The organism is Microcoleus sp. A003_D6, assembly GCF_036702825.1.
Lineage (GTDB): Bacteria > Cyanobacteriota > Cyanobacteriia > Cyanobacteriales > Microcoleaceae > Microcoleus.
On sequence record NZ_JAUBWA010000101.1, the window covers coordinates 1 to 21,447 of the forward strand.

Sequence of the window (21,447 nt, forward strand, 5' to 3'; positions counted from 1 at the left end):
CCCAGAATTCAGCGATTAACTCGCTGTCGCAATCAGAAAGTTGATAATTACTTGCATCATGCTAGTCGTGTGATTGTCGATCATTTGGTAGTGAACCAAATTGGAACGCTGGTCATTGGCAAAAATGCACAGTGGAAAACCGATATCAATCTAGGTAAACAAACAAACCAAAATTTTGTCAGCATTCCTCACTCTCGATTAATTGAGATGTTAGAATACAAAGCTCGGTTGGCGGGAATCAATGTAATTGTGCAGGAAGAATCCTACACATCGCGGGCCAACTTCGTGGGTCTAGACCCAATCCCTGTCTACGGGAAAACAGAAAAAGAGCCGATGTTTACTGGTAAGCGTATCAAGCGAGGTTTGTACAAAACATCGACTGGTCAGTTAATTAATTCTGATATCAACGCTTCGTACAACATCCTCAGAAAAGCAATCCCAAATGCGTTCAGCAATGGGATAGGGAGCTGCGTAGTTCAGCCGAGGCGGGTTAATCCGCTCAAAGTAAAAGTGAAGGGGGAGGGGCTTAAAGCCTCCCATGTCTATAAATGACTATACTTTTGCCAGCTATGTAAAGATGTAGCAGCAATAGAACTTACATCTATGTGGATATTCATATCATTATACTTAGTAATGTAAAGACCTATCAAGTTTTGCAAATTGTGCTTTACTCCTCCGAAAGGCCATGCTAACTTAATAATAGACACCCGGACATAAAGAGAAAGGAGGTCGCTATATTTAGAAAGAAAGTTCGAGGATATAGGCATGGTGTCTCCGGTCTAGATTCCCAGGCGCAGCAGAAATTAACCGAACACAACTTGCAATAGTGGCGAACTGCCGATCGAGCAGTCAAGCCAAACCGCAGTCGAGTCAGACTTAGTTGTAGTTGCGGATTAAAAGTAAAGCTGCACAAGTTGTAAACCCTAGTAAGTAAAAGTTCTCAACCGGAAAGACATCTCGTTTGTTAGAAAAAACAAAGCTCTCATATTATTGGGTCTGGTCGCTGTCGATCGGGCCCTACGCTTTTTTATAGGACGATCGCAGCAGGAGAGGGGCAGAGTTCGACTGCATAAATGCTTTTTGCTGAAAAGAAACTTCCCTTGGAGTCGATCGGCGATCGGCGAAGCTTTTGAGTTATATTTTATACATAAGACCGGTGCGATCGCGGCCTCCGCCCAAGCGCTGTGGTATTAGGCGCACTCAAGATGCGATATCATTGAAGATGTCGGTTACTAGACATTAAAACCCACCCGCTGTATAGCAGGGAAGTCTGCGCTCCTCTGAGCTTGCTGCAAGGCAAGGATAGCAAACCCCCATTTGGGGTGACAATACCCGGCTCAAGAATTTGAATCTCAGGATATAAAGGAGTCAAAACTCTAAAAAATCCCCTCCCCGACGCAGGGGTGAGAGTTCAAACAATAAAAGCCCGCCCACTAAAAAAAGCTAGTGCCGCCAACAACTTTCGTAAATCACTAAGCTGTGGAGCATTTAAAATAGTATTGTAGGGTGCGTCAGCCCTATCTTGTTTCCCTTGCTTAGTAAGTGTTCTAGCTGACGCACCCTACAGGCATCGTTAGCGGTTTAAATGTCGAACAGCTTAGCACAGTTATTAAACTCACAATCTCCGGAGATTTCAGGTAAAAGTATGGCCGAAATAACTAAAGAAGAAATGCGGGAACGGCTGGGAAATATCGACCAAATTCGCGATATAATTTTCGGGGCGCAGCTTAGAGAATACGATAACCGCTTCGATAAAATAGATTCCGACTTGTCGATGATGCAGCAAGATATGCAAGCTCGCATCGAACAAGTGAAAACAGCTCTGTCAGCAGAAATGAAGGCGGCAGTTGATTCGTTAGAAAAGAAAGTTAAATCGCTCACCTCAAACACCCAAGAAGAAAGCGCAGATATCCGTCAGCAAGTCGATCGCGTCAACCGGAAATTCTCCAGCAGCATTGAAGCCCTCGACGAGGCGATCGACAATCAAACCAGTTCGCTTCGCAACGAACTCTCCCAAAACAGAGAGCGACTCTCCGAAGAAACTCGCACATTAAAAACACAGGTTTTTGAAGAACTCGACCGGCGCTTTTCCATGCTCAGAGATGTTAAAGTTTCCCGAGACGACATGGCAGAAATTCTGTTTGAACTCGGCATGAGGCTCAAAGGAACAGAATTTGTTCCCGAACTTAAAGGCGTTGCTGATAATAAGTTAAATAACGAATTTCTGTTGCCGGAGCGCCACCATCACGGATAATAACGCATGGCTTCACCGAAAGAAAATCCGGCTGACGAAAATGAGTTAGAGGGTTTTGTTTCTAAACCTGACGAGTCCGCTGCCCGCGCAGCCGCCCAGCTAGAACCGTTGCTGAATCTGTTAGTAGATCTCAAAATTTTTGCTGCTTCCAACCAGCAAAATGCAGAGCCCGAAGGTGACAGCAGCGGCGAAAACGATCGAGCTGGGGATCTCGGCGGGTTGATGGATTTGTTAGGTATTTCTTCAGAAAAGCAAGAGGAAGTTGCAGCGAGTCTGCCCGAAACTGACGATCGCGAACCTGAGTCTACTGATTCGACTGTTGCAGACGAGTTCAAAAGTTTGCTGTTTGCTACTCACAAACTCAACTCTTCAGAACTGGAAAAAAACTATTCCTCGGCTAAAACTATAGATGTTTCCGCGATCGCCCAGCCGGATTTGGAGGAGGAATCACAGCCTGTCGAAGAATTGTCTAACTTGACAATAAAAGATTCTCTACAGGAAGTACAGGCTCAAAAATCCCACGGGTTCGATCGGCAACAAGATGTTTCTCCTCCCGAAACCGAGTCAAAATCCTCGGAAATTTCCAATGACTTCATAGTTTCCACAGTCTCAAAGTCACCAGAAACTGCATATTTAGATCCGGTGGTTGCTTCGCTTCAATCGATGCCAAACTTGGTAGAACAGCCGACAACGATATCGCAGCCGACAGAAATATTAGGCCAAATTAAACAGGATTTAAATGAAGCCGACAGCGCGATGGAAAGGCTGCAAAATCTGATGTTCGGCTCAAAAATGTCGGATATCGAGCAAGTCAAAAATCTTTTGGCAGAAAACGACTTGCCGGGGGTGCGCCACCTGATGGCAAGCATCGACGATAAATTAGGAAAACTGGAGCACCAAATCTACGATCCCCAAGAGTTGATTCAGTTAATGTTGCCTTGGATCGCAGAAATTCTCAGCCGCAAAATTGCCGATTCCAGAGAAGAAGTTGTCAAGGCGATGGTGCCAATTATTGACGAAGTGATTAGGGCAAAAACTCAGGAAAACAAGTCGGCAATGAGTGCGGCAATAGCTGAGCTGCTACCCGACGCACTTGCTCAACAAATAGTGAATTCGCCAGCGGATATTGCTAAGGCGATCGCCCCAGAAATCGGTCTGGCAATTAAAGAGCAAATTCGCCTCGACCAAGAGTCGATCGCCCAAGCCCTCGCCCCGGAAATGGGCAAAGCGATTACAGCCCAAATAAAACTCGAACGCGACTCTATGGTGGATGCCCTCTATCCCGTAATTGGCAGTACAATTTCCCGATACATGGCAGAAGCTATCAAGACAATCAATGAAAAAGTGTCAAATGCCATCAGCGTCGAAGGGTTTAATCGAAAAATTCGCTCCAAAGTACAAGGAGTCTCCGAAGCTGAATTAATCCTCAGAGAATCAGTACCCTTTACCGTCCAAGCAGCATTCTTAATTCAAAAAGCATCAGGCTTGGTTATTTCCGAAGTTCAAAACTCAGAAAGCTACCAGTTAGAATCAGAAATGGTAGCAGGAATGCTGACAGCTATTCGCAGTTTTGTGAACGAGTGCATCGTTAAGCCCGGAGAAGTTTCCGAACTCAATCAAATTGAATACGGCGACTCAAAAATTATGCTAGAAGTAGCGGGATATTGCTACATGGCCGTCGTGATTAAAGGAGAACCGCCACACTCGTTCATCAAAAAACTGCGGCAAACAGTTAGTAATCTCATCCTTAATTACGCTAAAGTAATTCACGAGTTTAACGGCGATCCCGGTACTATACCGGAGTCGCTGCACCCGTCGATCAAAACTTTATTCGACCCGCTGCAAACGGAAAAATCAACAAAACCCCCGATCGCCCTAGCTGCTATCAGTTTAGCGGCCCTGAGCTTAATCTTAATACCTTGGGGAATTCATCAGCACCGTCGCAGCATTGACGGCAGCCTTGCAGCAAATGCCGCTTTAGCTTTAGCATCGACCCCAGAATTAGCGGTTTACCGCTTAAATGCCGGCGTTGAGGGCAACACTCTCAAGTTAACCGGACAGTTGCCAAATGCACAATTGCGGGCAAAAGCTGCAAAAATAGCTGCATCAACTGCACCCAATCTGAAATTAGAAAATAAAATTGTTGCTGTAGATGTTCCCCCAGATCCTGTTTTGGCAGCGGCTGAAGTGCAGCGGATCACCGCTGTTTTGAACCGCTTGTCGGGCGTTTCTATTTCTAGTCGGTATGGCGATCGCAAAGTGACTGTAGAGGGTACAGTTAGAGACGGTGCAGACGCACAGAAAATAGCTCAGTCCCTGAAGCAAATTCCCGGTGTTCAGTCGGTGATTAGCACAATTAAATTAGATCCGCTGAAAATTACAACCCGCATCTACTTCCAGCAAGGAACGGCAACATTAGACTCAACATACGGAGAAACGATCGCCAGTGTCAAAAAATTCATGGATCAATATCCTCAAAAACAGATTAAGATAATTGGGCACAGCGATCGAACAGGGGAACTTGCCACAAATCAACGGTTGTCGCTCAGGCGGGCCTCCGCAGTGCGAGATGCTTTAGTGCGGCAAGGTGCTGACCCGAAGCGCCTTGTCGCTATTGGCAGCCCAAATCCTCCTTCCGGCTTGGAACCCAATCAACCGCTACTTTTAAGCAGATGCGTGCTATTTGAACCAATAACTAAGGCTATAAACAGCAAATAATTATGTCAGTTACTATATCTAAAAAAATGTGCATGATCGGCGATTTTGGCGTCGGTAAAACCAGCCTGATCCGCCGTTTTGTCGATCGGCAATTCAGCGACCAGTACCTCTCCACTGTGGGAGTAAAAATTTCCCGTAAAAGCGTAGAATTAGAAAGCGTAAAACAGCGGGAAAACGTGACTGCACAGTTGCTAATTTGGGATTTAGAAGGGCATACAAAATTCAAAGGAATAGCACCGACTTACTTGCAGGGATCTAGCGGCGTTTTAATCGTTGCCGATGTCAGCCGCTCGGAAACAGTTGAGCGAATCTCCGAACACATTCATCTTTTTTCTTCAGTCAATCCCAAAGGGTCAATAATCGTCGCTTTGAACAAAGTAGACTTGATTGACGAGGAAAAATTGGCGCTGCTAGTGGAAATATCCCATTCGATAGGTCAAGACAAAGTAATCGCAGTTTACACGACATCTGCTAAAACAGGCAAAGACGTTGACGAAATATTCCATAAACTAGCTTACACAATGCTAGAACAAGTATGAATCCCCTTTTTAGAAAGCTCTTAGGCCCGCGACAAACAGAGTATTTGGTAGTAAATCACAATTTCATTATTCAGGAAACCTCCGCCGAAGTCCAGAATTATGCCGATACTCCGGGCGACGCGATCCCCGGTGCAGATGCTCGCATCAGTTTTCCCGAACTGATTGGCATTGAAAATGTCCTAATGTCGATCGTTACGGGACGGCGGCCGAGTTTTGAACTCAAAGGTATCGCTCGGTTTACCGACCACAACCGCCCTTTATACTTTGATCTGTTGGCGATCGAACATGAAGACGAACAAGAAGATGTGCCAAGTAAATTGCTAATTTTGATTGAAGATGCCACCGAAAAGATGGTGATGAAGCAATCGTTGATTCAGAGGGCGAATGAAGCTAATCTTTTGGTGAGCGCCTTAGCCGCTTCTAAAGATTATATAGATAAAGTTATTCGCTCGATGGGCGATGCTTTGTTGGTGACAACAACATTAGGAACTATCAAAACAGTCAATCAATCAGCGCAATACTTATTTGGGTACAACGAAGCAGAATTGCTCGGTCACCCCCTCTCCATAATAGTAGTCGAAGAAAAATTGCTTTACCAAGCTCGCCACCGCTATATTTTGTCTCATAAAGAGCTGCTAAAAGAACTGGAAGTAATCTGCACTACTAAAGCAGGAGAAGAAATTTGGGTAGAATTTTCCTGCGCGGCAATTCAGACAGAATTACAGGAACTTTACGATTTCATCTATATCGGCAGGGACATCACAGAACGCAAGCAACAAGAAATAGAAATTCGCCGCTCTTTGGCAAAAGAGCAAGAACTCAGACAGGTAAAATCTCGTTTTTTCTCAATGCTCGCTCACGAATTCGGCAATCCTTTAAATACAATATTATTTGCTACTCAAATCCTCAAAGAATACGGCGACGAAATCACTACCGCTGAAAAACAAGAATACCTCGAACACGTTAAATCAGCATCTAAACATATGGCTCAGCTATTAGATGACGTGCGGTTGCTCAGCAGCGCCGAAGCCGGAAAACTCACATTCAATCCCGCACCAGTTCAATTGCAAAAATTTTGCAGCGAGTTAGTAGAATCAATTAAAATTAGTTACGGAAAAAATCATAGTATTAATTTTATTTCTCTAAAATCAAGTTCGCCAGCGAAAAAAACTGATAAAAAGTCGGAGGAAACGCAAGACTGGCCAGCACTCGATGCAAAATTGCTGCGGCACATCTTGACAAATTTGCTGTCAAATGCTATTAAATATTCGCCGATCGACAGCAGTATTTATTTTGAATTAAATTGTGACAATGAAGAAGCTAAATTTCAAATTAAAGACGCAGGCATTGGCATTCCTCTCGAAGACCAAGAACAACTGTTTGAATCTTATTATCGAGCCCAAAATGTCGGAAAAATATCCGGTACAGGACTGGGTTTATCCATAGTCAAGCAGTGTGTAGACTTGCACGGAGGTCAAATCGAATTTTCCAGCGAGACAGGGTTAGGGACTACCTTTACAGTCACAATTCCATTTTACAAACAGAGGTAAAGAGATTAATCTCAGATAATTCGATATAGAGGGCGCATTCACTACTAAAAATTTCCTATGAAAACCCTGTTAAAAAAACTGTTGGTTCCCCCCCACTTGGAGTACCTAGCACTGGATACAGACTTTTTAATCCAAGAAACATCTCTCAAAGTGCAGCGGTTTGCCGACTGTCCCGAGGAAGTAGCGGCCGGCAACGATGTCCGCATTCCCTTTCCCGAGATGGTGGGAAGTGAAGAAATTTTAATCGATATTTTTGAAGGGCGGCTGCCAAATTTTGAATTAAAAGCGATAACGCGGGTATTAGACAATGGCTCGCGGCTTTATTTTGATATGTATATCGTCGAGTTCAGCAATGACGATAGCGATCGCAGATTAATTGTATTTTTTGAAGATGTAACCGACAGGATGGGTTTGGAACAAACTCTAGTCCAAGCTACCAATGAAATGAATATTTTATTGAGTACCTTAGCCGCTACTAATGATTATGTTGAAAAAATTATTACTTCAATGGCAGAAGTTTTGTTGGTAACAACGGCTTCGGGAAAAATTAAAAAAGTCAATCAAGCGGCTCAAGATTTGTTCGGTTACAGCGAATCGGAATTAGTAGGTCAGCAAATAGACGCTCTTGCTGCTGTTGGCGAATCTTTGCAAGCAGTCAGCCAAGAGGAGCCTCAACAATCGCAAACTAACGCCGAAGTAATTTGCAGGGCAAAAACCGGAGAAAAGTTAACAGTTTCCTTTTCCTGTACGGCGATTCCGAGTGAAATTCAAGGGATTTCTGCATCTTCGGCCGCCCTTCAAGATTTCGTGTATATCGGCCGCGATGTTACGGACAGACAGCGATCCCGCAAGCGAAAAGTAGTCCAATATGTCACCACTCGCATTCTTTCGGAATGCGAAACAGTCAAAAGGGCGATCGCAGAAATTCTCCCCGTAGTTTGCCATAGTTTGGGCTGGCAAGCCGCCGAACTTTGGATGCCAGAAATAGGCGAACAATTGCTGTCAGTAACTAAAAGAAAAGTTCCGATTTCCGATCCAAATTTTCTCAGGTGTGTTGCAAGTTGGTCAAATCGCTCAATTTCCATCCCCAAATTTGGAGAATTGGCCGAACAAATGACCTGTGCGTTCGGTGAAGGATTGCCCGGTCTCGTTTGGGCCAGCGGTTCCTCTCAGTGGATTGCAGATGTAACAGAAAGCGACAGTTTTTTGCGCCGAGAAATCGCCGCCCAAGAAGGACTGCACGGAGCTTTTGGCTTCCCTATTGTGGGCGACTACGATCGGGAAACTTCTGCCCGGTCTGTGTTGGGGGTGATGACTTTCTTCAGCGGGGAAGTGCAGTGTTTTGATGAAGAATTGCTCCAGACAATGGCAACCATCGGCAGCCAACTCGGTCAATTTATCAAGCGCAAGCAAGCGGAAATAGCTTTGCGGGAAAGCGAAGAGCAACTGCGAGACTTATTTGAAAATGCTACTGACTTAATTCAAAGTATTGGAGCTGACGGTCATTTTTTGTATGTAAATCGGGCTTGGCGGGCAACTTTGGGGTACAGCGAAGCAGAAATTGCTCAAATGACTGTTTTTGATATCATTCATCCCAACAGTTCCCAAGAGTCTCTGGATATATTGTATCAAGCTATTGCCAAGAAAAACGTAAATGAAAATACACTTTATCCAGACTCTATTCAAGCAATATTTATTACTAAAAATCACGAACAAATTTTGTTGGAAGGTAGCATAAGCTGTAAATTTGCGGAAGGTTCGCTAGTAGCGATTCGCGCTATTTTGCGAGACATTACTGCTCGAAAGAAGGCAGAAGACGCCCTGGCAAAATCTGTGTCCCTGCTGCAAGCAACCTTTGATTCTACTGCTGAGGGGATTTTAGCTACTGACAGGAGCGGAAAAATAGTCACTTTCAATAGAGAATTTGTGGAAATGTGGGGGATACCTAACGAAGTGATGGCACTGCGAGACGAAGCCGCCACGATCGCTTTTTTCCTGAACCAACTCAAAGACTCCCAAGCATTCCAAGAGAGAATAGAATCGCTTTACGACCAGCCGGAAGCCGAAAGTTACGACTTGTTGGAATTTCTAGACGGCAGATTTTTTGAACGCTATTCGGAACCGCAGCGGCTGGGAGATAAAATTATCGGCAGAGTCTGGAGTTACCACGACATTACGGAACGCAAGCAAGCAGAAGATGCCCTGCGGGAAGAACAAGAAAAATCAGAAAAGCTGCTGTTAAATATTTTGCCCCAAGCAATAGCAGAACGGTTGAAAAAAAACGAAACTACTATTGCTGAATACTTTCCCGAAGTGACTGTTTTGTTTGCAGATATTGTGGGTTTTACACACCTGGCTACTGTCATGCCACCGATCGACCTCGTAGAGTTGCTGAACCAAATTTTTTCAACCTTCGACACGATCTGCGATCGGCACGGTTTAGAGAAAATCAAGACCATCGGCGACGCATACATGGTAGTAGGAGGGCTGCCTGAACCCAGGGCAGACCACGCCGAGGCGATCGCCCAAATGGCGCTAGATATGCAAACAGAAATAGCCCGATTTAATGCCAAAAATAATCAATCTTTTAGCATCCGCATCGGCATTCACAGCGGCCCGGTTGTTGCCGGAGTAATTGGCATAAAGAAGTTTATTTACGATTTGTGGGGCGACACGGTAAATATTGCTTCCCGCATGGAATCTCACGGTTTGCCTTGGCGGATTCAAGTCAGCGAAACTACTTATAAGTTAGTGGAACACAAATATTTGTTTCAGGAGCGGGGAACTATTGAAGTTAAAGGCAAAGGGGGAATGAAAACTTATCTGCTAGTTGCTAAAAAATAAGTTTAGTCAGTAGTCAGTAGTCAGTAGTCAGTAGTCAGTAGTCAGTAGTCATTAGTCATTAGTCATTAGTCATTAGTCATTAGTCATTAGTCATTAGTCATTAGTCATTAGTCAGCAGTCATTAGACCTCTTGCAAAAATCCTTTTAATCAAATTCTGGAACGGGCTCTCCGGCCCATTCCACAAGAAAAAAAATTTTGTGGGATGGGCCGGAGAGCCCGTCCTAGTTATTTTTGCAAGAGGTCTATTAGTCATCATATCAAATCTGGATTAGGGCGTTGCTAATTTGAGGTATGATTAGTTATAATAGAATGAACCACGCCTCATTAGACCTCTTGCAAAAATCCTTTTCATCAATTGATGGGATGGGCAGGAGAACCCGTCCTAATTATTTTTGCAAGAGGTCTATTACATTAAAGCGATCGATAAACGCGATAGTTGATTTCAGGGAAAATATTATCAATCTCCTCCACCTTTTCCAACCAACCGGAATCAACTTTCCTTTCTTTCACTTCATCGTACAACTTGTGAAAGCGCATTAAGTGCGATCGAGTTCGCCGCACCGCATAGGGCACCATCGTCCCTGTACGCATGATAAACGCCCAGTCAGAAGATTGAGCCAGCAGCACTTCCCGCGCCGCCTGATTCAAAGCGCGCGACTGCAACTCATCTTCCGGTTCCATACTTCCCAACTCAATCATCCGTTCGGCAGCCTTGTGCAAATGCGGGTAAATCCAAGCATTCGTCTCGTTCAACCAATACTCGTGGAAACCCCGGAAACCCCAGCTAGACTGCGAAGGGCGGCAAACTTGCTGAGTCGGATTTCCCCGCAAATAATCGGCTAAATGCGTCATTTCGTAGGTATTTTGATCGAACCAACTCTTGCGGAACAAATAATCTAAGAACCAAGGCCCTTCGTACCACCAGTGACCGAAAAGTTCCGCGTCGTAAGGCGAAACAATAATCGGCGGGCGCTGCATAATGCCGTTGAGGTGCTCGACTTGGCGTTCGCGGTTGAAGGCAAAGTTGCTGGCGTGTTCGGCGGCTTTTTCCCTTGCCCAGTAAGGATCGTATAGCTGTTTGTCGCCTAAACCCAATCCGCGGCCGGTGATTTTGTGATATTTAATCCCGGTATTTTTCCGCTGGCCGTTGGGCATGATGTAGGGTTTGATGTAGTCGTAGTCGGCTTCCCAGCCCAAATCTTTGTAAAATTCCCGGTATTCTGCTGCGCCGGGATAGCCGACTTCCGATGACCAGACTTGCTGGGAAGATTCGTGATCTCGACCGAATACTGCTACTCCGGTTTCGGTGAAAATTGGGGCGTAGCTACCGTAGCGGGGGCGGGGACGGGCGTAGAGGATGCCGTGACCGTCTGTGAGGAAGTATCGCAAGCCGGCATCGGCTAACATCCGCTCTAAGCCCTCGTAGTAGGCGCATTCGGGCAGCCAAATGCCTTTTGGTCGGCGGCCGAAGTTTGCTTCGTAGTTGTCGCAGGCTACTTGTATTTGGGCCCAAACTGCCTCGGGGTACATTTTCATCAGCGGTAAGTAGCCGTGGGTGGCGCCGCAGGTGATGATTTCGAGGTTGTTGGTGTCTTGGAATTGTTTGAAGGCTTTGACTAAATCTCGATCGTGCTTTTCCCAAAAGTTGCGGACTTGAGAGAAGTGGGCGGCGTAATGTTCTGCCAAATAGCGGAGGTGACCGTTTCCGCTGTTGTGGTCGATTTCGAGATCGGCTAGTTCTTCGAGTTTTGCCAAGTGGTCGTCGAAGCGGTCTTGCAATAAGGGATCGCGCAGCATGGCCACCAAGGGCGGTGTCATGCTCATGGTAATTTTAAAGTCGATGCCGTCGCGAAGGAGCCCTTCAAAGACTTGTAGCAGGGGAATGTATGTTTCGGCGATCGCCTCAAACAGCCATTCTTCTTCTAAAACGTAGTCGCTTTCGGGGTGGCGGACAAAGGGCAAGTGGGCGTGGAGAACGAGGGCGAGGTAGCCAGTAGTCATCGGAAAATTGGGTTTGAAACCCCGTCCTTTTAGGACGGCTTTACATTAATTTGAATCCCCTTCCGGGGTGGAGGGGTATGGTTGCCCCTCCGTCGGGATATGGTTGTCCCGTTCTCCTTTCGGAGTAAAGTTAGCTTCGCCAATGTTTAATGAGCTTGTTAGGCTGAAAGCACTATCTCAGTGACCTTAAGATTGTTTAACTCTCAGCGACAGAGCAAGGGACTAGCTTCGCATCCCAGGGTGTCGTGACTCAAAAAACGTAGTCCGCGAAGGACTTAGGCCCGTCAGGATGGCTTTCTAGATTTCTCTTTCAAGCCTCGTGCCTTCAGGCCGAGGTTCCTGACAGTGATTTGGATGCCGTAGTTATTAACTGACGCCAGTTAGGGACAGCTTTAAAATATTTTAAGATTTTATGCTGAAACAGGCGCAAAGCGTGCCGTGTTTTTTTAATGGCCTTTCTCTAACAAATTAAATGTCAGCAAATTCTGATTTTTTTCTTGCTGTCGGATTAGGCCTGCTGCTGTTTGAGAGTCTACTGGTTTTGAGAAAAAGAATCCCTGGGCGTACTCGCATTTTAACCCTTTGAGTATAGATAGTTGCGAGGCATCTTCGACACCCTCGGCTACTACATCCATGCCTAAATTGTGCGATAAAGTAACGATCGACCGCACAATTTCTGTGGGGTCGATCGTTACTTTGTCGAGGTCTAACTCACAGCCCATTCTGCTCACAAAAGAGCGGTCTATTTTTAAGGTATTGGTGGGGAAGCGGTGCAGGTAGGAGAGTGATGAATAGCCGGTGCCGAAATCGTCGATACACAAATGTATGTTTCTGGTTCTGAGCTGCACCAGCATTGCTGTTACTGATTCGGAATTTTCTATAAGTACGCTTTCGGTAATTTCTAGTTTTAAACTGCTGCCGTCGAGGTGACTTTCTTCGAGAACTCGATCGATATATTCGATTAAATCTGGTTGAGAAAACTGTTTGACTGAAAGGTTGACGCTGACACTCAGCGGGGGGTTGCTTTGAAATAGCTGCTGCCACTGGCGGATTTGGTGGCAAGCTGTGCGGAGTATCCAGCGGCCCAGGGGTACGATCAAGCCGGTTTCTTCGGCGATTGTGATGAATTCGCCGGGGGAAACTAAGCCGCGTTCTGGATGCTGCCAGCGCACTAGGGCCTCAAAACTGGTAATTGTGTTATTGGCGATGCTGACGATCGGCTGGTAGTGAATGATAAACTGGGGCGCTGCGGATAAGGGAGGTAAGTCTGATTGGGGAGATTGGGGGGATTGGGGGGATGAGGGAGAGTCTTCTTCTCTGGCCGGGTCTCTAATTGATTCGATCGCCCGCCGCAGGTCGTTTTCTAGCTGCAACAACCGCAAAGCGTGGGCGTGCATGGAACTGTTGAAAACTTCGTGTCGGGCTCTGCCGAGTTCTTTGGCGCGGTACATTGCTGTGTCGGCGTCGCGCAGGAGGGTTGTCGGTTCCAGGTATTCGCCAGAACTCAAAGCAATGCCGATGCTGGCGGTGATAAATACTTCGTGTCCGTCTAGAAGGATGGGGGAGGTGATTTTCCTTTGCAGGCGGTTGACAATGTTGGTAGCTTCATTTATGCCCTCGATGTCTTCGAGCAAAAGCACGAACTCGTCTCCTCCGAGGCGGGCTACTGTATCTCCGGCCCTCAGACAAGCTTCCAGACGGCGCGCGATCGCTACTAGCAGTTGATCGCCGATCGCGTGGCCGAGGGAATCGTTGACTACTTTAAATCTATCTAAATCGAGAAACAGCACGGCAAACAAGTAGTCTTTGCGCCGTTTGGCCAGCCTCAGAGCGTGTTCCAGCCGATCGGTAAATAGCGATCGGTTGGGCAATCCGGTGAGGGCGTCGTGAAAAGCGTCGTGCAGCAGTTGTTCCTCGGCGTGTTTGCGCTGAGTGATGTCGTGGCAGTTGATCACAATTCCCTTGACTGCGGGATCGTGCAGCAAGTTGGTGGCTACAGCTTCTACATAACACCACGAACCGTTGCGGTGGCGGACTCGGTACTCAACTGGGGACTCGCTTCTTTTGGGGTTTTTAAGGGCTTTCTGGAGGGTTTGGGCGATCGCGGCGCAGTCGTCGGGGTGAACTGCCTCTAGGGCGCTGCGCCCGATCGCCTGGTGGGGCGAGTATCCTAAAATTCGCTTGACGGAAGGGCTGATGTAGCGGAAGATTCCCTCCGCGTCGAGAATGATCGTGATGTCTGTGGCGTTTTCAATCAGCGATCTAAATCGCTGTTCGCTTTGTCTGAGGGCTGATTCGGCTTCTTTGCGATCGCTGATGTCGAGTGCTACTCCGTCTACAATTATGTCGCCGTTTTCGTTTTTGGAAAATCTGGCGCTGTCTTGCACCCACTTGACTTCGCCGGAATTCAACACGATCCGGTACTGGCGATCGCAGGGCAAAAGACTCGCTCTGGATGCTGCGGAGCTGCTGTCATAGGAGCTTTTGTCGTCTGGATGGATGATTTCGCTCAAGAGTTCCGGGCGCTTCATTACTTCTTCGGCCCCGATCCCAGTAACTTCGCGCACGCCGGGACTGATGTAGGGCATCGACATTGTGCCGTCTGGATGCAGCACGGTGCGGTAGACTGAGCCGGGAATGTTGGCTGCCATTGTGGCTAGCTGCTGCTGGATGCCGCGGACTTCTGCTTCAGCGCGCTTGCGTTCTGCGAGTTCGGTTTGGGCTTGTTGGTAGAGTTCGGCTTGGTGGATCGCGATCGCGCACTGATCGGCTATGGCTTTGACTAGCGATAGTTCTTCTGTCGTCCAAGAGCGCGCGCGATCGCACTGATAGAGGCAAATTCCTCCCAAAAATGATTGCTGGTAGAGCAGCGGTGCGATCGCGATCGAGTGAAAGCCTAAAAATTCGGCTGATGCTTGCAGGGACGGGTCGAGAGTCGATAACTCGGCGATCGCGATCGTTTCTCCGCGGGCGAGGGAGGAGTGATAGTGTTGGGCAAAGTCGCAATTTAGCCCGATCGCCAGTTCTCTGCCGACTGCCTTTGAGCTGATGTAGCGAATCCCGATCCCGCCTTCGGTATCTGGCTGCAAAATCGCGCAGCCGCTAATTTCTAGAGCTTCATGCAGTTGATCTGCGGTGGTTTGCAGCACTTCGTCGAGTACGAGGGTGAAGCGCATGGCTTGGAGGATGCGGTTTACGATCGCTTCACGAGTCGCTTGCCGCTGAATTTGGGCGATCGCTTCTTGTTGCTGGCGGCGCATTTTGTATTCTTGGAGCGATCGTTCTAAGACTGTGGGCAACCTAAACAGTCGCCCTTTTAAGACGTAATCGGTCATTCCGGCTTTGATGCACTCAACTGCCGCTTCTTCTCCCAAACTTCCCGTTACTAAAACAAAAGGTATGTCTTGTCCTAATTCCTGGATTAATTTGAATACCTCTAAACCGTTGAAGCCTGGGAGGCGGTAATCTGACAAAACAGCGTCGTATTTGCAATTTTCCAGCATTTTTCGGCATTCGGTTGCTGTTTGGGCTGTGTCGAACTTAAAATTTACTCCCCCCGCTTCTAAGGCGATGACGATTAATTCTAAATCTTCGGTCATGTCTTCAACAATCAACAACTTTAAGGTTGATTCCGCTACCATTTTTACTAAATAGTTGGTTTGAATTATATCTAACATATGGTATGGTATTTGGCTCTTTTTTATGGTTTTTTTTTATTTTTGCCATTTTTTGGGCGAACTTTTCCTGATTATTGCTTGATTATTTTTACTAAAATGTACCAAATTTCGTTAAGTAGCGACCGAGACTGTTGTTAAGGAATGGTGGCTTTTTCAAGGGCGAGCATACTGTCAATTATTTAACTGTCAATTGTCAATTTACAACTGTAGCAACCTTCAAGGGCGGTCAGGACGTTCTTAATCGCTGAAACCCTTGTCCCAATTGCATTTTCACATCAACTTCTTCTTCCAACTTCGGTCTTCCTTCAACATCTGCTACAACTTACCCGTTAGGATTGTTTGCCCCCAGTTTAAAGTAAAATGTTGCTCCTTCACCAGGTGCGCTTTCGGCCCAAATCCTGCCGCCGTGCCGGTGAACAATCCGCCAGACGATCGCCAAACCGATGCCCGTACCTTCAAATTCTCTCTGGGAGTGCAGCCTCCCAAAGGCTCCAAACAGTCGATCGGCATATTCCATCGGAAAACCGACGCCGTTATCCTTGACAAAAACCGTTCCATCTGGTAAGCCATCAATTACTATTCTAGCGGGAGTGCGATCGCGGCTGAACTTGACTGCATTGCTAATCAAATTGCTGAACACCTGTTGCAGCAATGTGGGATCTCCCGTCACAGCGGGCAAATCTCCGATTTCAAATTCAACCTCAAGAGGAGTTTGGACAGAAGTTGTGTCTGTTCTGAGTTTAGCCAACTTTATCGCAGTTTGTACCAAACGGGTAAGATCGATCGGAATTTGCATCAACTCAGTGCGAGTCACCCGCGACAGCATCAGCAAACCGTCAATCAACAAATTCATTTTTTGGCTGCTGTCTTCAATTACTTCTATATAGTGAAATATTTTGCGATCGCGAATCGCCTCATTTGCTTGTATCCGCTGCTTCAAGGCATTGACAAAACCCGAAATGTGTCGCAAAGGCGCGCGCAAGTCGTGGGAAACTGAGTAGGAAAAAGATTCTAATTCTTTATTAGCCACTTCTAATTGCTCTGTGCGTTCTGACAAGGCTTGTTTTGTCTCTACCAACTCAGTGATATCGCGAGCAGTGCCAATTAAAGCATAAACCTCGCCGTCGAGATTTCTCAGGGGAATTTTAAAAGTATCGAAGTGAACATTGCCACCCGCTTTCACAAATTTTTCCTGGTAGTGCAGAGTTGTGCCGGCTTCAAATACTTGCAAGTTTTCGCCGCAAAATCGTTCCGCGAGTTCGCTGGGATAGCACTCAAAAATGGTTTTGCCCAGCATCTGCTGCCTGCTGTCGAAGCCGGAAAATTCGGCAAGGGGATGGTTGACAAAAGACAAGCGCATATTGTCGCGTTCTACAACATAAATGCAGTCCGGCAAAGCATCAAAAAAAGTCTCTAATTCTGCGGTACGCTGGGCGACTTGAGCTTCTAAAGTTTCGTTGAGTTCTTTGAGTTCAGCTTCTACTCGTTTGCGATCGGTGATATCTTGACCGATGCCGATACAACTGCCGTCGGAAAGGTGAACATTTGCCCAAGAAGTGTCGATAATTCGCCCGTCTCTAACTTTTGTTTTGAAATCGCTCCAGTTCTCAGTTGCTGCTTGGATGAAGTCCAAGACGTATTGGCGGTATTCCGGCTGCGGATAAAGTTCCGCCAACATATCGCGCTCTTTGGTTTCTGCAAAACTCCAGCCGAGCACTTGTTCCCAGTGGTGGTTTACCCAGTTTAATTCACTGTTTTCGTCCAAGAATGCGAGCATGACCGGGACGTTATTGAAGATAGTTTCCAGCAGTTCTTTTTGCTGTTTTAATGATTCTTCAGCTTGTTTGCGATCGCTGATGTCGAGTACGGAACCGATAAATTGTAAAACTTGTCCGTCTGGGGTTTTTTTGAAGATTGTAGAGCGATCGTGCACCCAGCGCCATTCCCCGTTTTTGTGTTTTATTCTGTAGTCTATGTCATGGATTTCATGGGGATTGCTGCTGTGTTTTAGCCGCTCCATACCTGTAATTAGCTTTAACACATCCTCGGGATGAACCAAGTTAGCCACAGCATCTGTACCCAAATCTTGCAATTCTTTGGCAGTGTAGCCGAGGATAGCTGTGACAGATTCATTTGCATAAATATTTTTGTTTTCTACTGCATCGTAAATGTAGAGAAAGTTGGGGATAGTTGTCAGGATGCTCTCTAAAAGTTCTCGATGTTTTTGCAGTTCCGATTCTGCCTGTTTGCGATCGCTTAAGTCCAGCACAAAACTGACGCCGAACTGCTGCGTTCCTTCTAAAAATGTGCTTCCCAGCAGCACCGGAACGCGGCTACCATCGGAGCGAATATATTCTTTTTCAAAGGGGAAAACCGTATTTCTAGCCTTCAGTTCGGCAACTTTTTCTGTATCTAAACGCACGTATTGTGGCGGTGTCATTTCTTGCCAGTTAATTCTTCCTGAAAGCAGATCGTCCCGCGTATAGTTAACCGTGTTTAAAAAAGCAGTGTTGGCATCTGTAATGCTGCCGTTAAGATCCCAAAAAATTAGACCGATCATGTTAGAATCAACTATGGATCTAAATTTGGATTCGCTTTGCCGCAACTGGGATTCGACTTGTTTTATTTCTGTAATGTCGCGGGAAATAGATAAAATTGTTTCTACTGAATTGTCCCCAGCCAACTCGGGAATAACTTGACATTGGTAATGTTTTATGCCCTCGGGACTGGGAAACTCAAATTCTATGGTTTCTTGTTTGCCGGTGCCAAAAACTTTCAGAAAAGTCTCGTCACACAGGTCGCACAACTGCGGCCGCATTCCTGTTTGTCTGATGGTGTTGCCAATCAATTCTACGGGGGTTTTCCCGGTTGCTGGTTCGACTGCTTGGTTGACGTAAAGGAGGCGCAGTTCTCGATCTAACCGGGCGATGATATCGGTAGAATTTTCCGCTAGGGCGCTGAAGGCTTGTTCGCGCTGGTGCAGTTCTTCTTGAGAGCGGTGGTGTTCCGTTACATCTCTGCCAAAAGAGAGAATTGAAACTACTGTTCCCGATTCATCGGTTAGTGCAGAATTGTACCATTCGCAGTAAATTACCGAGCCATCTTTGGTATGGTTGCGGTTGTGGCAAATGTTGCCGGGTTCCCTGCCCTGTAACAGTTGATTTGCGACGGCGCAAACTTGATCGAGGTCTTCTTGATGAACTATTGACCATTTGGGCCACTCTTTGCCAATTACTTCTGCTGCACTCCAGCCAAATATTTGTTCGGCCATTGACGACCACCGCACTACCCGAAATTCCCTGTCCCACTCTATAACTGCCATTGGCGAGTTTTCTAGGTGCAATTCCAGCCGCGAGTTGGCTTGTTTTATCTCAGTTTGAAGTTGCTGGCGGAGTTGCTTGGCCCCGGCAAAGCGCTGGCTGATTTCTTCTGCGTTTGCTGCGCCGGATTTGGCTATCTGAGCAATGGTTTCTGCTGTTTGTTTTTCGAGATCGTTCCAAGCGAGTTCGAGGGCTGATTCCGCCTGCTCTAGCTTAGTGATGCTGTTATGAAACAGTGCGGCACTTTCAACTGGAATTTCAGGCATATTTTTGACCGTTAGGCAAGTGTTAGTTTGACAATTTAAAATTAAAGTTTAACAATTCAAAATAAATATGTAATCTCTGTTAAATTATACATTTTTAATTTTCAACTTGTGCGCGGCGCCGATCGCACTCCAAGCGGGCGGCGCTATTTCAAGACAGCAGGGATTAGGGTTTGGCGATCGAATCGATCGCGAATTCCGGCCGATCGAGCCCAAACTCTCCCGATCGTGCGGATGCGCCCGATCGCGCCCGATCGCTAAGTATATTCTCGCACAGGGTTGTGGTATGGGGCGATCGATCGGAATATGGGCGCGGGTTGTGGTGTGGGGCGATGGCTACGCCCCGGCTTGCGCCTACGCGCATTCTCCGCACGGGGTTGGACAGCAGCGCAGTATCCCGCAAGCAACCGGAAAAGGTGAATTATTCGCCGCAAGTGGGGGAAATGGGCGATCGAGACTCAGCCATAAGCGAGATTTGTCAGGTTTCAGGCGATTGTTGACAGGCATTGAAACCGTCCCAACCGTACAAATAATCTCAAGTCGGTTTCGTCAATAAACAGCTAAAATGTAATCTAAACTTATTCAGTCTTTATAGGTTGCTTATGACTGCTGCTGCACCCTCTTCGATAAAAAACCAAACTCAGTACGAAGCCGTTATCGGTCTCGAAACTCACTGTCAATTGAGTACGAATACTAAAATTTTCTCCAGTTCTTCTACAGAATTTGGCAATGCCCCAAATACTAACATTGACCCAATTTGTATGGGAATGCCTGGAGTGTTGCCAGTATTAAATCAAAAAGTGCTGGAGTACGCGGTGAAAGCAGGGCTAGCTCTCAACTGCGAAATCGCACCTTACAGTAAGTTCGATCGCAAGCAATACTTCTATCCCGATTTACCGAAAAATTATCAAATTTCTCAGTTCGATTTGCCGATCGCTACTAACGGTTGGCTAGAAATTGAACTGGTGGACGAGACGGGCAATTCTACTAGAAAAAAAATTGGAATCACTCGCTTGCACATGGAGGAAGATGCCGGAAAATTGGTTCACGGCGGCAGCGATCGGCTCAGCGGTTCTACTTATTCAATGGTGGATTACAACCGCGCCGGCGTGCCTTTAATCGAAATTGTTTCGGAACCGGATTTGCGATCGGGCGCGGAAGCTGCCGAATACGGTCAAGAATTGCGCCGGATCGTCCGCTACATCGGTGTCGGCGACGGGAATATGCAGGAAGGTTCCCTCCGGTGCGACGTGAATATTTCGGTGCGCCCCGTTGGCCGAAAAGAGTTCGGCACGAAGGTGGAAATTAAAAATATGAACTCTTTTAATGCGATCGAACGGGCGATTAATTACGAGATCGACCGGCAAATTCAAGCTATCGAAAGCGGCGAAACCATCGTCCAAGAAACGCGGCTTTGGGATGAAAACAAGCAGTGTACTTTCAGTATGCGGGTGAAGGAAGGTGCGAGCGATTACCGGTATTTCCCGGAACCGGATTTGCCTCCTTTGGAAGTTTCGGCCGAACAATTGCAGGATTGGAAAGCTCAACTGCCGGAATTGCCGGCCTCCAAGCGCCATCGCTACGAAACCGATCTCGCTCTTTCTCCCTACGACGCGCGGGTGCTGACTGACGACAAAGCGGTGGCGGAGTATTTTGAAAAGTCGATCGCCGCCGGTGCTCCTGCTAAGCCGGCTGCGAATTGGGTGATGGGCGATATCACTGCTTACCTGAAAAATGAGAAACTGGCGATCGGAGAAATTCCTTTTCAACCGCAGGATTTGGCCGAACTGTTGGCGCTGATTGATGCCGGCACGATCGGCGGCAAAATCGCTAAGGATATTTTGCCGGAGTTGCTGGCAAACGGGGGTTCTCCTCAGAAGTTGGTTGAGAGTAAGGGTTTGATTCAAATTTCGGATACCGGGGCGATCGATCGGGCGATCGATGCAGTTTTGGCCGCCAATCCCAAGGAGCTCGAACAGTACCGAGCCGGCAAAACTAAGCTGCTGGGCTTTTTTGTGGGCAAGGTGATGAAGGAGACGGGCGGCAGGGCCGATCCCAAATTGACCAACGAGCTGCTGGTGGCGAAGCTTAACGGCTGAGGCAAAGCAGCCGTTAAGGGGGACGCGATTGCGAATACAGCGGCGGGCGATCGGTTTTTCCCGATCCCGCCGCGCTCTCGCCCTTCCCGCTGCATGGTAACTTTATAATTACATATACATTTCTTTACAACATCTTCACGTTTGGGGGTTTCACCCCTCATCCCTGTCATGTTATATTCTG

Annotated in this window: 11 protein-coding genes; 8 read left to right on the forward strand and 3 right to left on the reverse strand. The window is 46.9% G+C overall.

Annotated elements, in window-relative coordinates:
- The 6 genes from QUB70_RS23815 to QUB70_RS23840 all read left to right on the forward strand — a co-directional run.
- Nucleotides 1-552: transposase (locus QUB70_RS23815; protein WP_332983834.1), on the forward strand; the 552-nt coding region annotated here is incomplete at its 5' end.
- A gap of 1,093 nt (nucleotides 553-1,645) precedes the next feature.
- Nucleotides 1,646-2,254 carry a hypothetical protein gene (locus tag QUB70_RS23820; RefSeq protein ID WP_332983836.1) on the forward strand — a complete coding sequence of 203 codons (609 nt, stop codon included), beginning with the start codon at nucleotides 1,646-1,648 and terminating at the stop codon, nucleotides 2,252-2,254.
- 6 nt (nucleotides 2,255-2,260) lie between these two features.
- Nucleotides 2,261-4,972, forward strand: a complete 2,712-nt coding sequence (locus QUB70_RS23825) for an OmpA family protein (protein WP_332983838.1) — start codon at nucleotides 2,261-2,263, stop codon at nucleotides 4,970-4,972.
- A gap of 2 nt (nucleotides 4,973-4,974) precedes the next feature.
- A complete protein-coding gene (locus tag QUB70_RS23830; protein ID WP_332983839.1) occupies nucleotides 4,975-5,511 on the forward strand; it encodes a Rab family GTPase in 537 nt (178 codons plus the stop codon).
- The gene (locus tag QUB70_RS23835; protein ID WP_332983840.1) at nucleotides 5,508-7,061 is read left to right on the forward strand and encodes a PAS domain-containing sensor histidine kinase; all 1,554 of its coding nucleotides are present in this window, start codon (nucleotides 5,508-5,510) and stop codon (nucleotides 7,059-7,061) included. Before QUB70_RS23830 ends, QUB70_RS23835 begins: the two co-directional genes overlap by 4 nt.
- A 57-nt stretch (nucleotides 7,062-7,118) precedes the next feature.
- The gene (locus QUB70_RS23840; RefSeq protein WP_332983841.1) at nucleotides 7,119-9,905 is read left to right on the forward strand and encodes an adenylate/guanylate cyclase domain-containing protein; all 2,787 of its coding nucleotides are present in this window, start codon (nucleotides 7,119-7,121) and stop codon (nucleotides 9,903-9,905) included.
- Nucleotides 9,906-10,317: 412 nt separating this feature from the next.
- Here QUB70_RS23840 and QUB70_RS23845 read toward each other — a convergent pair whose 3' ends face one another.
- The 3 genes from QUB70_RS23845 to QUB70_RS23855 all read right to left on the reverse strand — a co-directional run bounded on the left by QUB70_RS23845 (nucleotide 10,318) and on the right by QUB70_RS23855 (nucleotide 19,170).
- Nucleotides 10,318-11,907 carry a glycoside hydrolase family 57 protein gene (locus tag QUB70_RS23845; RefSeq protein ID WP_332983842.1) on the reverse strand — a complete coding sequence of 530 codons (1,590 nt, stop codon included), beginning with the start codon at nucleotides 11,905-11,907 and terminating at the stop codon, nucleotides 10,318-10,320.
- Nucleotides 11,908-12,353: 446 nt separating this feature from the next.
- The gene (locus QUB70_RS23850; RefSeq protein WP_332983843.1) at nucleotides 12,354-15,584 is read right to left on the reverse strand and encodes an EAL domain-containing protein; all 3,231 of its coding nucleotides are present in this window, start codon (nucleotides 15,582-15,584) and stop codon (nucleotides 12,354-12,356) included.
- 322 nt (nucleotides 15,585-15,906) lie between these two features.
- Complete coding sequence (locus QUB70_RS23855) at nucleotides 15,907-19,170, reverse strand: PAS domain-containing sensor histidine kinase (RefSeq protein ID WP_332983845.1); 3,264 nt, start codon at nucleotides 19,168-19,170, stop codon at nucleotides 15,907-15,909.
- Between the two features lie 106 nt (nucleotides 19,171-19,276).
- Here QUB70_RS23855 and QUB70_RS23860 point away from each other — a divergent pair, with 106 nt between their 5' ends.
- Together QUB70_RS23860 and gatB are read left to right on the forward strand one after the other, a co-directional pair.
- Entirely contained in the window at nucleotides 19,277-19,723 is a 447-nt protein-coding gene (locus QUB70_RS23860; RefSeq protein WP_332983847.1) for a hypothetical protein, read from the forward strand.
- 46 nt (nucleotides 19,724-19,769) lie between these two features.
- Nucleotides 19,770-21,266 (forward strand): Asp-tRNA(Asn)/Glu-tRNA(Gln) amidotransferase subunit GatB, encoded by a 1,497-nt coding sequence (gatB, locus tag QUB70_RS23865; RefSeq protein ID WP_332983848.1) that lies wholly within the window; start codon nucleotides 19,770-19,772, stop codon nucleotides 21,264-21,266.
- Nucleotides 21,267-21,447: the final 181 nt, after the last annotated feature.